Here is a 12089-nt window from a genome sequence, read left to right as displayed (position 1 = left end):
AGCGCCCTGCGCCGGCACCTCGACGCGACGACCGCGGCCGCGCTCGCCACCCAGACCGGGAGGAAGGCATGAAACGCAAGGTCAGCTACGAGTGGCGGCTGCGTGGGGTGATGGCTCAGCACAAGATCTTCACCGCGACCGACATGATGCCGCTGCTGCGCGACCGTGGCATCGACCTGTCCGCATCGCAGATCCACCGGCTCGTCTCCGGCACCCCCGAGCGGCTGTCACTGCAGGTCCTATCCGCGTTCTGCGACATCCTCGGCTGCACCCCCGCCGAGCTGATCACCACCAGCGCGCAGAACGCCGGTGTCCGCAAGACCGCCACCGGCGACCTGCCCGCCCCGCCCACCGGCGGAAGGTTCCGGCCTCGGCCAGCCCTGATCCTGCCCGACGAATGAGCCCCGCCTACACCACCAGAGAGCAGTACGAACGCTGGCACAAGCGCGATTGCGTCCGATGCGGCCGACACGGCAGCTTCGCCGCCCGTTGGCCGGACGGGCACGTCTGCCGGACCTGCCACGACCGGGCTCTGCAGCAGCACGGCCGCTGTCCCGGTTGCGGCGCCGACCGAGTTCGGCCCGGCCTGCGTCCGGACGACGGCGCCGCGATCTGCCCGGACTGCGCTGGGTTCACCATGTCCTACGCGTGCTCGCGCTGCGGTCACGAGGGAAAACTGCACGGCGGCCGCCGCTGCACCCGCTGCACCCTCGCCGACCGGCTCACCGAACTGCTCGACGACGGCACCGGCCGCGTCCATCCACGCCTGGTGCCGCTGGCCGAGCACCTGCTCAGCATGGACAACCCACTGTCCGGCCTGGCCTGGCTGTCCTACGGCCGTCACCCGTCCGCCGCTCTGCTGCGCGGCCTCGCCTCCGGCGAGATCCCGCTGACCCACGACGCGTTCCGCACTCTCCAGCCCTGGCGCGCGGCCGCCCACCTACGCGAGTTGCTCATGGCCTGCGGGCTGCTGCCCGTCGTCGACAAGCAGATCCTGTTGTTCGAGCGCTGGCTGCATGAGCATCTCGCTGGCCTCACCGATGCCGAGCACGCCCAGATCCTGCGCCGCTTCGCGACCTGGAACGTCCTGCCCCGGCTCCGATCCCGCGCCGAGGCCCGACCACTCACCCCGGCCGGGCGCCGTTACGTCGGCGAGCAGATCATCCAGGCCACCGCACTGCTCGACTGGTTCGCCGACCACGGCCGGACCATCGCCGACTGCACCCAAGCCGACATCGACGCCTGGCATGTCCGACACACCACCAGCGCCAACGCCAACCTCCGGCAGTTCCTGCTCTGGGCAGCCAAAACCCGGCTCATCCGCCGGTTCGACCTTCCGTCCACTGCCAGCCCCGGCGGCCCGCCCCTACCGGAACGCGACCGCACGGCGTTGCTCGGCCACGTGCTCACCGACCGCACCGGCTCGCTGCGCAGCCGGGCGGCCGCCGCGATCCTGCTGCTCTACGCCCAACCCGTCAGCCGGATCACCCGGCTCACCATCGACGACATCATTCGCGAAGGCGACCAGATCCTGCTGCGGCTCGGCGACCCGCCATCCCCGATGCCCGAACCGGTCGCCGCCCTGTTGCTCGAGTACCTCGGCCAGCGCACCAACATGCGCACCGCCACCAACCGCGACTCACGGTGGCTCTTCCCCGGCCGCCGCGCCGGCGAACCACTACAGCCCAGCACCCTCTCGACACAGGTCCAGGCCCTCGGCGTCCCGTCGATCGCCGCCCGCGCCGCCGCGATCCGCCAGCACGTCCTCGACCTGCCCGCCCCGATCGTCGCCACCGCACTCGGCTACCACCAGGTCACCACCGCGCGCCTCGCCGCCGAAGCGGGGACAACCTGGTCCACCTACGCGCCCGGCGACCACCGCGGGGAGGAAGGGTCGGTCAGTAACCGGCCGTCACCGGAATGAGCAGCCAACGCGCGAAGCGGCTCTTCTCGTCGAGTTCCGTGAACCAGCGGACCTTCAACCGGAACGCCGTCACACCATCCGTGCTGATCAGTAGCCCCGGATCGACGCCACGCGACGGCGGCCCATGCTCCGCTGGCACCAGACCCGGCCGCGCCTGCTCGAACGGATTCGCGAACTCACCGTCACCATCGGCCGCCGCAGTGAAGACCGCCAGTTCCCCACTGCGAACCTCGATCATCACGCCGTCAAGGTCCTGATCGTCCGGGTACTCCAACGCCGCCGCCAGCACACTCCGGTAGTCCAGTCCTCCAGCCTGCACCAACGCCAGGGCACCGGACCCGCCCCGGAAGACCTCGACCCAGCTGTCATCCCGGACGACGCCGTCCCCGCCGACGAGAGCCGCCATCCGCGAGCCGACTGCAAGCCCGGTCTCCTGCCACGTCAAGTGCACGGTCCGATCAAACTCGTCGTCGGTGTGCCCACGCCAATCACTGCGCCCGGCGCTGTCTATGGCGAGGAACTGCTCACCGTTGGTCCACAACCGCCCGACATGAATCCACTCGTCCCGCATCAAGCCAGTATCTCGACCGACCTGCAGGGCTCCGCTGTCGGGCCGAACCTTCCTTACCGGCCTTCTCAACCACGCAGCGTAGTTGGCTGCCTGGATACCGGCCGGATACGCGACAGTTGAATAGGCGGTCTCACCAGTATCGACCCCCGAGAAGGCCGGCGACCAGGTGGAGACGCTGTCGGGTGGCATGCGGCGGCGGTTGACGATCGCCCGCGCACTGATCAACGAACCCGACATCCTGCTGCTCGACGAACCGACCACCGGCCTCGACCCGCAGGCCCGACACATCCTGTGGGACCGCCTCTTCCAGCTCAAGCAGGAGGGCGTCACGCTCATCCTCACCACCCACTACATGGACGAGGCCGAGCAGCTCTGCGACCGCCTCATCGTCGTCGACCACGGTCGGATCGTCGCGCAGGGCTCCCCACGGGACCTGATCACCAGATACGCCACCCGGGAGGTCCTCGAACTCCGCTTCCGCCTCGACGAACGGGAAACCGCAGCGGAGAAACTCCGGGCATCGGTGTTGGCCACCGGCGGCACCGCCTCCGACGGGCGCGTCGAACTGCTCGCGGACCGGGCGCTCGTCTACTGCGCCGACGGCGAGGCCGCCCTCGCCACCGTGCACGCCCTGTCGCTCACCCCGCTCACCGCCCTGGTCCGCCGCGCGACGTTGGAGGACGTGTTCCTCACGCTCACCGGCCGATCGCTCATCGAGTAGCTGAAGGAACCACTGGTGCTGCACGCATTCGGATACTGGCTCATTCGCTACCGGCGCACCTGGCGCGGCACGATCGTGATCAACGTGCTGAACCCGATGCTGTTCCTCCGGCATCGGCGCCGGCCTGGGCGCCCTCGTCGACGACAACGCGCCAGCCCAGATCGCCGGCGTCTCCTACGCAGCGTTCTTCGCACCGGGCATGCTGGCCGCCGCGGCGATGCAGAACGCGTTCCTCGAGGCGTCCTGGGGAGTCACCCGCGCCGCCGGCTTCGGGGCCTACCGGGGCGCCACGCCGACACCGATCGAGCCGGAGCAGCTCGCCGCCGGGCACCTGCTCTTCATCGCCGTGCGGCTGCTCATCACCAACGGCGCCTTCATCGCGATGATGGCCGCGTTCGGGTTGGTCGAGGGCCGGTGGGCCCTCGGAGCCCTGCTCGGCGCGACGCTGACCGGGCTCGCGTTCGGGGCGCCGGCTGCGGCGTACGCACGCTGCGCCACATCGACACGGTGTTCCGGTTCGTCATCATGCCGCTCTACATGTTCTCCGGCACCTTCTTCGCCGTCTCGCAGCTGCCCGAGTGGATCCGGCCGGTGTCCTACCTGCTGCCGCTGTGGCCCGGGGTGGAGCTGTGCCGCACGGTGAGCCTCGGCACGGCCACGATCGCCGGCAGCTCTGTCCACATCGTCTATCTGCTGGCGCTCACGATCGGCGGCTTCCTGGCCGCCCACGTCACCTACCGCCGCCGGCTGCACCCGTGACGGCCGCCGTCCAGAGCTTCGTGGAGACACCATGACCAGCGTCGTCGTACCCGCCTGGACCCGCCGTCGCGCGCTCGCGCTGATCGAACGCAACTTCATGATCTACCGGCGGTCGAGCACCCCGCTGCTCAACGCGCTCGTCGAACCGCTCCTGTACCTGCTGTCGATCGGGGTCGGCGTCGGGCTGCTCGTCGGCACGGTCCCCGGGGTCGAGGTGCCGTACGCCGCCTACGTGGCTCCCGCGATCCTGGCCACCACCGCGATGAACACGGCGTTCAACCTGACCAGCATCGGGGTCTTCACTCGGGTGAGGGTCGAGAGGACCTACGAGGCGATCCTGCCGACGCCGCTCTCGGTCACCGACATCGCCGTCGGCGAGGTCACCAGCGCGATGATCAACGCGTTGCTGACGTCGATCGGCTTCCTGGCCGTCATGGCGATCGGAGGGCTGGTCACCTCGGCCTGGGTGCTGCTGGCCCTGCCGGCCTCGCTGCTGATCGCGTACGCGTTCGCGGCGGGTGGGTTGGCCGTCACGACGTACCTGCGGGATTTCCCCGACTTCCAGTACATCCAGCTGTTCATGCTGCCGATGTACCTGTTCGCGACGACGTTCTATCCCCTGTCGGTCTATCCGGAGGCGGTCCGGCCCCTCATCCAGGCCCTGCCGCTCACCACAGCATCGAGCTCGTCCGGGAGCCGGCGCTGGGCCACCTCAGCTGGCACCTGCTGATCGCGGCGCTCTACCTCATCGCGTTCGGCTCGATCGCGATGTGGGTGGCCACGCGCCGGATGACCCACGTCATGCTGCGGTGAACGGCATAAAGGCTGGACCTGCGGCCGCTGGGCTTGTACCTTGCAGTCGACCGAGACACCGCCCGAGGAGGTGAGACCCATGAACGCTGGTTCGTTGTGGGTGCTCCCCCTACCGTCACGGTCGGGCGACTGACGCAGGTGTCGCCGGGAGCGCCTTCTCACCACGGCACTCTCGAAAGGCCCATCCTGTGTCCTCCGCACACCTCGATCCTCCCCGGCATCCCGTCGACGTGATCATCGTCGGCTGCGGGCCGACCGGCGCGATGCTCGCCGCCGAACTCCGCCTGCACGACGTGCGGGTCCTCGTCGTCGAGAAGGAGACCGAGCCACCGTCCGCCGTCCGCATCGTCGGCCTGCACATCCGTAGCCTCGAGGTGCTGGCGATGCGCGGCCTGTTGGACCGCATGCTCGCGCACGGCAGGCGACGTCCGGCTGCCGGCTTCTTCGCCGCCATCGACAAACCCGCGCCCTCAGGGCTCGACTCCCCGTACGCCTACCTGCTGGGCATTCGGCAGCCGGTCATCGAACGTCTGCTCGCGGAACACGCGACCGATCTGGGCGCGCAGGTCCGGCGCGGCCGGGCGGTCACCGGTCTCGCGCAGGACGACGGGGGTGTGACCGTCGAACTGTCCGACGGGGAACAGTTGCGCGCCCGATACCTCGTCGGCTGCGACGGTGCCCGCAGCGCGGTGCGCAAGCTCCTCGGCGTCGGCTTCCCCGGCGAGCCGTCGCGGAGCGAGACGCTGATGGGCGAGATGGAGGCCGGCGTCTCACCGGAGGAAATCGCCGCCACTGTCGCCGCGGTCGGCGGAACGCAGCACCGATTCTGGGTCCGACCCGTCGGTGTCGGCCTCTACAGCATCGTCGTTCCCGCCGCGGGCCTCAGCGACCGCGCGGTACCACCCACCATCGAGGACTTCCGGCGACAGCTGCGAGCCGTCGTCGGAACCGACTTCGGCGTGCACTCCCCGCGCTGGGTGTCCCGCTTCGGCGACGCCACCCGGCTGGCCGAACGGTATCGGGTCGGGCGGGTCCTGCTGGCCGGCGACGCGGCACACATCCACCCACCCATCGGTGGGCAGGGCCTCAACCTGGGACTGCAGGACGCGGTCAACCTCGGCTGGAAACTTGCCGCACAGATCCGCGCGTGGGCACCGGACACCCTGCTGGACACCTACCAGGCCGAACGCCGTCCGGTCGCCGCCGACGTGCTGGACAACACCCGCGCCCAGACGCAGCTGCTGTCGGACGAACCGGGCGCGCGGGCCGTACGCCGGCTGCTCACCGAGCTGATGGACTTCGACGAGGTGAACCGCCATCTCCTGGAGAAGATCACCGGCACCGCCATCCGCTACGACGTGGGCGAGGGCCCCGATCTGCTCGGCCGCCGGTTGCCCGACGTCGACCTGCGACAGGGCAACCTCTACGGTCTGCTGCACCGCGGGCGTGGCCTGCTGCTGGACCGCACCGGTCGACTGACCGTCGACGGCTGGTCGCATCGGGTCGACCAGCTCGCGGACGCCAGCGCGGACCTGGACGTTCCGGGTGTGCTGGTGCGGCCCGACGGTCACGTCGCCTGGATCGGCGACGACCAGCGGGCCTTGGACGACCATCTGGCGCGGTGGTTCGGCAGGGCCACCCACTGATGTCGCCGCTCGGTGCCGGTGTTCAGTGGAGTACCGGCACCGAGCGGCCCTCGTCCACCGTGTACGCGCCCGTCGAGAGGTCACCGAGGGCGGGTCAGGGTCAGCGACACGACGCCGCCGGGCAGCACGCGCACGCTGTCCTCGGACGCCGCGAACGTGGCGGGCGTCGTACCGTCCGGGAACAGTCGCTTCCCGCTTCCGACGACGACCGGGTACTGCAGCAGCCGGTAGAGGTCGACGAGTCCGGCCTCGTGCAGCGTCTGCACGAGCTGCCAACTCCCGTGCACGACGCCGTCGAGGCTCACGAAGATGTTGACGCTGAGCAGCACGGTTTCCTCCGTTCTGGTGAATCGGGCTCGGCCGCCATCCGGTGCCCGGCCGACGGAGGTTAGCTGCCGGGATGCGGGTCGGGCTTGCACAGGAACGACATCGCCGGGTTGTTGCCCGTTCCCAGCCCTCGCGCTGTGTGTCCGACGAAGCGGCGCAACGCGTGCGCCAGGTGAGCCTGGTCGAAGTAGCCCAGCGTGTCGACGACCGCCCGCCAGTCGAGGCCGTCGCGCAGCATGGCGGCTGCGGCGTTAGCGCGGTCGATCTGGGTCACGGCGGTCTGCGACAGTCCGGTGATTGCACGGTGGTGCCGCTGGAGGGTGCGCGTGGACCGGTGACGGTCGACCTCCGCGCCCGCCGGGTGTGACGGCACCAACAGTCCCGCGTCGCGCAGGCGTCGGACGACCTGCTCGACGTTCTCGTACGTCGGCGTCTCCCAGTCCGCACCGCCGATGACCACCCGACCCGAGGGTGTCACCGGGAAGGACACGTGGCTGTCGACGATCGAGGTCGCGGGGTGCGGCCGGAGGACGGCGCCGAGCGTGAGCCGGAACGTGTCGCGCCCCCCATGGTGCCCCGTGCAGCGTCTCCTCCTGCTCGTTGACCGCGTTCGCGCCGGGGCCGCTCATGCCGGACATCCGCGACTTGCGGCGGATTAACGGATTGCCGATAACGATAATCCGTTAATCCATGCCCACAAACAGGGCATACCGGATACGCATCATAATGACAGTTAAGATGCGTAAGTGCTCAGGCTGTTGTTTCCCACCGTTGCGGCATGCGTGACCGGTCGCCGGTAGCCACCTGCGGTCAGGTCGCCGACGACCCGAACCGGCGCCGCGATCCTCATGTTCGAGCCCACCGGGACACCGACCGTGGGTGATCGCCACGACAAGATCCCCGGGCACGCCCTCACCGTCGAGGCGAAGCGGGAAGCTGGTCGACGGCAGCGTCCACGACGTGCGGGCAGATCCCTAGCTGTGCCCGTACGTCTGGCGGGCCTCGGCGACCTCGGCGGCCTGGCGCTGTCGCCACCGACGCTGCGCGTCCCGATTGCAGGCGCGGCAGACCCGGCGGTACGTGCCGGTACCGGGGTCGATCTCCCGGTCATGGCCGTTGCGGCAGCGCGGGTTGCGCTCGCGGGTTCGGCAGTTCTCGGCGTGCGTGACCTGGCGCAGGTGGGTCGGTTCGATGCAGTCGGGGACACCGCAGCTGTGGTCGACTTCGAGGTCGGGGTCGTAGTCGCCGACGAAGACGGCGTAGGCGGCGATGTGCGCCCAGGCGCGTCCGGCGACCTTCTGGTGGACACCGCGCTGGGAGCCGTAGCCGGTGATGATGAGGCAGCCCGTCTCGGCTCGTGTGGAGTGGGCGAGCAGGTGCTCCCGCAGGCTGTCGGGGGTGAAGTGGCGGGACAACCCATGAACGCCGGAGAGCATGTGGCGCAGCGTACGAGGTTCCGACGCCGCGGCTACCGGGGGAGGGCGGCGGCCGCGTCGGGCAGGTCCACGTCGGTGTCGTCGGCGACGTCGGCGCAGTCCACCAGTCGTACGGCTGCGGCGTGGGCGCGGAGGTAGTCGCGCGCGCCCCGGTCGCCGGTCGCCGCCTCGGCGACTCCGGGCCAGTGGTCGCGCCCGAGCAGCACCGGGTGTCCGCGCCGCCCGTCGCGGTAGGTGGCCATGGCGAGGGATTCGGCGCTGACGTCGCGGGCGACGCGGCGTACCGCCTCGGGGGTGAGGTCGGGCTGGTCGACGAGGGTGACCACGACGGCGGCGGCAGGGCTGGACGCCAACGCGGCCAGCCCTGCCCGCAGCGACGAGCCCATGCCCGTCGCCCAGTCGTCGTTGACCACCACGTCGGGCAGCCGCGTTCGGGCACGGATCTGGTCGGCCTGCGCGCCCAGCACCACGAGCACCGGCTGGCAACCGGCGGCGGTGAGGATCTCGGCGGCGTGGTCCACGAGGAGGCGGCCACGATACGGCAGAAGGGCCTTGGGTTGGCCGAGCCGACGGCCGGCGCCGGCCGCCAGGAGCAGACCCGCCGTGACCATGAACCGAGCGTAGTCCGGACGACCGGTGGGCGCCCCGCATCCCGGGACGCCCCAACCACGGGTCAGCGCGCCAGCCACTCCCGGTAGGAGGTGGGCGCGAGTACGCGACGCTGGGCAGCAGGAACAGCGCCGCGCCCGCCGCGAGCGCCCCTCGGCGCAGCCACGTCGAGCCGCGCGACGCCCAAGCGGCGGTCACCACCGCGCCACCGGCGGCGAGGACCAGCAGCAGGGGAGCGTCGTAGTAGCCCTTGCCGCCGGCCACCAGGACCACGCTGATGATGACGAACTGGAGGGTGAACGCGTCGAGGCGGCCGCTGTAGGAGCTGTCGCCGTCCGGGATCGACGCGGCCACGCCGAGCTGCGGGAAACCGTGCGCGGCCTGCCAGAGCAGGTTCGGCGCGGTCAGTACCAGGGCGATCCCGGCGGCGGCGAGCACCCATCTGTCCCGCGGCAGCCGACGCGGTCCCGCGATCACCACACCGGCGATCAGGCCCACGGCCAGCATCGCGGGCAGCAGGACCGCGCCCCCGGCCAGCAGCGCCGACGGCGTCCGCAGGACCACCAGGTTGCCCGGCGCGATCTCGTCGAGCAGTCGGGCCAGCGCCGGGACCAACGGCCCCTGGTCGACGTAACCCCAGTCGAGGTGCCGGCCGCAGAGCAGGAAGTACGGCTCGTCGCGGTGATAGCCGTACCGCCCGGCGAGCAGGAGCAGCGTCACGCTGGTCGCGGCTGCCACCAACCACGGCCCCCGCGTACGTGGACCGGGCTGCGGCAGCTCGACCGATGTGGACGACCGGGCCGGCGCGCGCGGTCGGTCGGTGTCGATGGCGGGCTCGCTCACCGAGCCGTCATCGCCCGCGACGCCGCCGCGTGGGGGCCCCGAACGCCTCCGGGTGCACACGCTCTGACCAGGTGCGAAGATCAGTTTTGCGACTCGACCGAGAGGACGACATGCGATACCGCACTCTGGGCGCCACCGGCACGGTGGTGTCGACCCTGTGTCTCGGCACGATGACCTTCGGGGCGGAGACCGACGAGGAGGGCAGCTTCGCCCAGCTCGACCGGTTCGTCGAGGCCGGCGGCACCTTCCTCGACACCGCGGACGTCTACTCCACAGGCGTCTCCGAGGAGATCGTCGGTCGCTGGTTGCGGGCACGGCCCGACATGCGCGACCGCCTCGTCATCGCCACCAAGGGCAGGTTCCCGATGGGCCCCGGGGCGAACGACGCCGGCCTGTCGCGGGTGCACCTCACCCGTGCCCTGGACGCGAGCCTGCGACGTCTCGGCGTCGAGGCCGTCGACCTGTACCAGGCGCACGCGTGGGACCCGCTGACCCCACTGCCCGAGACGCTGCGGTTCTTCGACGACGCCGTACGCGCCGGCAAGATCCGCTACGCGGGGGTCAGCAACTTCACCGGCTGGCAGTTGCAGAAGGCCGCCCTGCTCACCCAGCACCTCAACCTCACCCCGATCGTCTCGCTGCAACCGCAGTACAACCTGCTGGCCCGGGAGATCGAGTTCGAGCTGGTGCCGGTCTGCGAGAACGAGGGCATCGGGATCCTGCCGTGGTCGCCGCTGGGTGGAGGCTGGCTGAGCGGCAAGTACCGGCGCGACTCCACGCCCACCGGCGCCACCCGGCTCGGCGAGAACCCGCAGCGCGGGGTCGAGGCGTACGCGGGTCGCAACGCGCAGGAACGCACCTGGCGGGTGCTCGACGCGGTCGGCCAGATCGCGCGAGACCGGGACGTGTCCATGTCGGCGGTGTCGCTGGCCTGGCTGGCGGCCCGACCGGCGGTCACCTCGGTGATCCTCGGCGCGCGGACCACCGAACAGCTCGACGACAACCTGACCGCAGCCGACCTCGTCCTCGACGCGGAGCAGATGCGGCTGCTGGACGAGGCGAGCGCGCCGCCGATCGGTGACTACCCGTACGGCGGCGCGGGCGTGCGCCAGCGCGGTCGTGACCTGCCGAGCGGCTCATGACTGCCTTCCCCGAGCCGACCGCACCGGCTGGCAGCCGCACCGAGGTCTTCCTGCGCTACCTGGACTACTTCCGGGAGTCGACGGTGGCCAAGGTGTCGGCGCTGGACGAGTCGGAGCTGCGCAGCAGCCGGCTGCCGTCCGGGTGGACCCCTCTGGAGCTGCTCACACACCTGCGCCACGTCGAGTTGCGCTGGATCGAGTGGGGCTTCGAGGGCCGGAACGTCGCCGAGCCGTGGGGTGATCGTCGGGACGACCGCTGGTACGTCGCCCCGGACGAGACCCGCGACGATCTGGTCGCGGCGCTGCGGGCGCAGGGCGCGCACACCACTGCCGTCGTGACGGCGCACGACCTGACCGAGGTCGGTGCGCCGGGCCCGCGCTGGAACGGCGCGGACCCGGCGCAGCTGGAACGGGTGCTGTTCCACCTCGTGCAGGAGTACGCCCGCCACCTGGGCCACCTCGACGTGGTCGCCGAGCTGGCCGGCGGCCCGACCGGCGAGTGAGACCGACTGCTCGATAATGGGCCGATGCCGCTGCTCGTCACCCCAGCCCTGCCCGCTGGGCGTCTCGCCGCCCAGGAGCAACCCCACCTTCCGGTACGCCCCGGGCTGGCGCTGCGGCCGTGGCGTGACGACGACGCCCCGGTCGTACGCGCCGCCTTCGACTGTCCGGCGATCCGGCGGTGGCACGTGCTCCGGCTCGACGACGACGACGCCGAGGCCAGGGCGTGGACGGCACAGTGGACCGGCCGGTGGCTTGCCGAGACGGCCGTGAGCTGGGCGATCGTCGAGGACGACGACCGGCCGGTCGGCCAGACGGGGTTGCGGGACGTGCTGCTGACCGAGGGGTCGGCCTGGTCAGCGGGCCTGCGCCCAGCCGACGAAACGCGGGGTCAGGTCGGGTAGCGCCACGTCGGGGTTGAGCCTGGCGAGATCGGCCTCGGCCTCCTTCTGGACCGCCGCCAGGTGCGTCACCAGACCCGGGCGGTCCTCGCGGTACTCGCCGAGCAGGCGCAGCTTCGCGGTCGAGCACGGCCAGAGGATGCCGCAGGCCGGGCAGCGCCACGACGGGCGCAACGGTGAGTGTGTCGGCCTCCTGGCCGTTCCTTCGGTGTGGGCCACGCGTACCTCCTGGGTCGGCTGCTGGAGGCGGGGGCCGCTTCCGGTCGCGGCAGCGGCCCCCGCTGCGAACGCGTCCGCCGGGTTCGGGTCCCTGCCGGCCGCGCCGTCGATACCCCACTTTCCCGGGAGTCGCTGGACAAGCACACAGCGTTACGTGTTCTCTTTGGCGCAGCCCCT

General features: G+C 70.9%; 15 protein-coding genes and 1 pseudogene. 9 read left to right on the top strand and 7 right to left on the bottom strand.

Annotated features, from left to right (window positions below; all coding sequences use genetic code 11):
- Positions 1-68 precede the first annotated feature (68 nt).
- Both ACGFH9_RS11625 and ACGFH9_RS11620 read left to right on the top strand, forming a co-directional pair.
- Positions 69-401 carry a helix-turn-helix domain-containing protein gene (locus tag ACGFH9_RS11625; protein ID WP_393217551.1) on the top strand — a complete coding sequence of 111 codons (333 nt, stop codon included), beginning with the start codon at positions 69-71 and terminating at the stop codon, positions 399-401.
- Positions 402-637: 236 nt separating this feature from the next.
- A complete protein-coding gene (locus ACGFH9_RS11620; protein ID WP_393217549.1) occupies positions 638-1924 on the top strand; it encodes a hypothetical protein in 1287 nt (428 codons plus the stop codon).
- Here the strand turns inward: ACGFH9_RS11620 and ACGFH9_RS11615 are convergent.
- On the bottom strand, positions 1899-2720 hold the full coding sequence (locus ACGFH9_RS11615) for a hypothetical protein (protein ID WP_393217547.1): 822 nt from the start codon (positions 2718-2720) through the stop codon (positions 1899-1901). The two genes, ACGFH9_RS11620 and ACGFH9_RS11615, sit on opposite strands and share 26 nt — an antisense overlap.
- Between ACGFH9_RS11615 and ACGFH9_RS11610 the strand changes: the two are divergent.
- Positions 2632-3216 (top strand): annotated as a pseudogene (locus tag ACGFH9_RS11610) (ATP-binding cassette domain-containing protein); the annotation flags it as partial. The gene ACGFH9_RS11615 and the pseudogene ACGFH9_RS11610 sit on opposite strands and share 89 nt — an antisense overlap.
- Positions 3217-3492: 276 nt before the next feature.
- On the opposite strand, the gene ACGFH9_RS11605 reads toward ACGFH9_RS11610, so the two are convergent.
- Positions 3493-3714 carry a hypothetical protein gene (locus ACGFH9_RS11605; RefSeq protein WP_393217545.1) on the bottom strand — a complete coding sequence of 74 codons (222 nt, stop codon included), beginning with the start codon at positions 3712-3714 and terminating at the stop codon, positions 3493-3495.
- 9 nt (positions 3715-3723) lie between these two features.
- Between ACGFH9_RS11605 and ACGFH9_RS11600 the strand changes: the two genes are divergently transcribed.
- From ACGFH9_RS11600 to ACGFH9_RS11590, 3 genes are all read left to right on the top strand, one after another.
- Positions 3724-3975 (top strand): ABC transporter permease, encoded by a 252-nt coding sequence (locus tag ACGFH9_RS11600; RefSeq protein WP_393217543.1) that lies wholly within the window; start codon positions 3724-3726, stop codon positions 3973-3975.
- A 31-nt stretch (positions 3976-4006) separates the two neighbouring features.
- On the top strand, positions 4007-4705 hold the full coding sequence (locus tag ACGFH9_RS11595; protein WP_393217541.1) for an ABC transporter permease: 699 nt from the start codon (positions 4007-4009) through the stop codon (positions 4703-4705).
- A 346-nt stretch (positions 4706-5051) separates the two neighbouring features.
- On the top strand, positions 5052-6434 hold the full coding sequence (locus ACGFH9_RS11590; RefSeq protein WP_393217633.1) for an FAD-dependent monooxygenase: 1383 nt from the start codon (positions 5052-5054) through the stop codon (positions 6432-6434).
- 80 nt (positions 6435-6514) lie between these two features.
- Here the strand turns inward: ACGFH9_RS11590 and ACGFH9_RS11585 are convergent, their stop codons facing one another.
- From ACGFH9_RS11585 to ACGFH9_RS11570, 4 genes are all read right to left on the bottom strand, one after another.
- On the bottom strand, positions 6515-6763 hold the full coding sequence (locus tag ACGFH9_RS11585) for a dihydrofolate reductase family protein (RefSeq protein ID WP_393217539.1): 249 nt from the start codon (positions 6761-6763) through the stop codon (positions 6515-6517).
- Between the two features lie 59 nt (positions 6764-6822).
- Positions 6823-7251, bottom strand: coding sequence for a hypothetical protein (locus ACGFH9_RS11580; RefSeq protein ID WP_393217537.1), 429 nt, complete (start codon positions 7249-7251; stop codon positions 6823-6825).
- A 484-nt stretch (positions 7252-7735) separates the two neighbouring features.
- Complete coding sequence (locus ACGFH9_RS11575; RefSeq protein ID WP_393217535.1) at positions 7736-8197, bottom strand: HNH endonuclease; 462 nt, start codon at positions 8195-8197, stop codon at positions 7736-7738.
- Between the two features lie 32 nt (positions 8198-8229).
- Complete coding sequence (locus ACGFH9_RS11570; RefSeq protein WP_393217533.1) at positions 8230-8808, bottom strand: NTP transferase domain-containing protein; 579 nt, start codon at positions 8806-8808, stop codon at positions 8230-8232.
- Positions 8809-9759: 951 nt separating this feature from the next.
- On the opposite strand from ACGFH9_RS11570, the gene ACGFH9_RS11565 reads away from it, so the two are divergent.
- The 3 genes from ACGFH9_RS11565 to ACGFH9_RS11555 are packed head-to-tail and all read left to right on the top strand — an operon-like array spanning position 9760 to position 11696.
- Positions 9760-10791 (top strand): aldo/keto reductase, encoded by a 1032-nt coding sequence (locus ACGFH9_RS11565; protein WP_393217531.1) that lies wholly within the window; start codon positions 9760-9762, stop codon positions 10789-10791.
- Positions 10788-11294 (top strand): DUF664 domain-containing protein, encoded by a 507-nt coding sequence (locus ACGFH9_RS11560; RefSeq protein ID WP_393217529.1) that lies wholly within the window; start codon positions 10788-10790, stop codon positions 11292-11294. Before ACGFH9_RS11565 ends, ACGFH9_RS11560 begins: the two co-directional genes overlap by 4 nt.
- A gap of 24 nt (positions 11295-11318) precedes the next feature.
- A complete protein-coding gene (locus ACGFH9_RS11555; RefSeq protein ID WP_393217528.1) occupies positions 11319-11696 on the top strand; it encodes a GNAT family N-acetyltransferase in 378 nt (125 codons plus the stop codon).
- Here the strand turns inward: ACGFH9_RS11555 and ACGFH9_RS11550 are convergent.
- Positions 11649-11912, bottom strand: coding sequence for a flavin reductase (locus ACGFH9_RS11550; RefSeq protein WP_393217526.1), 264 nt, complete (start codon positions 11910-11912; stop codon positions 11649-11651). The genes ACGFH9_RS11555 and ACGFH9_RS11550 overlap by 48 nt on opposite strands.
- Positions 11913-12089: the final 177 nt, after the last annotated feature.

Source organism: Micromonospora sp. NPDC049102 (genome assembly GCF_043197485.1).
GTDB lineage: Bacteria > Actinomycetota > Actinomycetes > Mycobacteriales > Micromonosporaceae > Micromonospora.
This window is presented reverse-complemented; position numbering and strand designations above follow the sequence as displayed.

Coding starts and splice junctions, on each gene's coding strand:
- ACGFH9_RS11595 (WP_393217541.1), top strand. CDS start 4,007: ATGACCAGCGTCGTCGTACCCGCCTGGACCCGCCGTCGCGCGCTCGCG.
- ACGFH9_RS11590 (WP_393217633.1), top strand. CDS start 5,052: ATGCTCGCCGCCGAACTCCGCCTGCACGACGTGCGGGTCCTCGTCGTC.
- ACGFH9_RS11555 (WP_393217528.1), top strand. CDS start 11,319: ATGCCGCTGCTCGTCACCCCAGCCCTGCCCGCTGGGCGTCTCGCCGCC.
- ACGFH9_RS11560 (WP_393217529.1), top strand. CDS start 10,788: ATGACTGCCTTCCCCGAGCCGACCGCACCGGCTGGCAGCCGCACCGAG.
- ACGFH9_RS11565 (WP_393217531.1), top strand. CDS start 9,760: ATGCGATACCGCACTCTGGGCGCCACCGGCACGGTGGTGTCGACCCTG.
- ACGFH9_RS11625 (WP_393217551.1), top strand. CDS start 69: ATGAAACGCAAGGTCAGCTACGAGTGGCGGCTGCGTGGGGTGATGGCT.
- ACGFH9_RS11570 (WP_393217533.1), bottom strand. CDS start 8,808: ATGGTCACGGCGGGTCTGCTCCTGGCGGCCGGCGCCGGCCGTCGGCTC.
- ACGFH9_RS11575 (WP_393217535.1), bottom strand. CDS start 8,197: ATGCTCTCCGGCGTTCATGGGTTGTCCCGCCACTTCACCCCCGACAGC.
- ACGFH9_RS11620 (WP_393217549.1), top strand. CDS start 638: ATGTCCTACGCGTGCTCGCGCTGCGGTCACGAGGGAAAACTGCACGGC.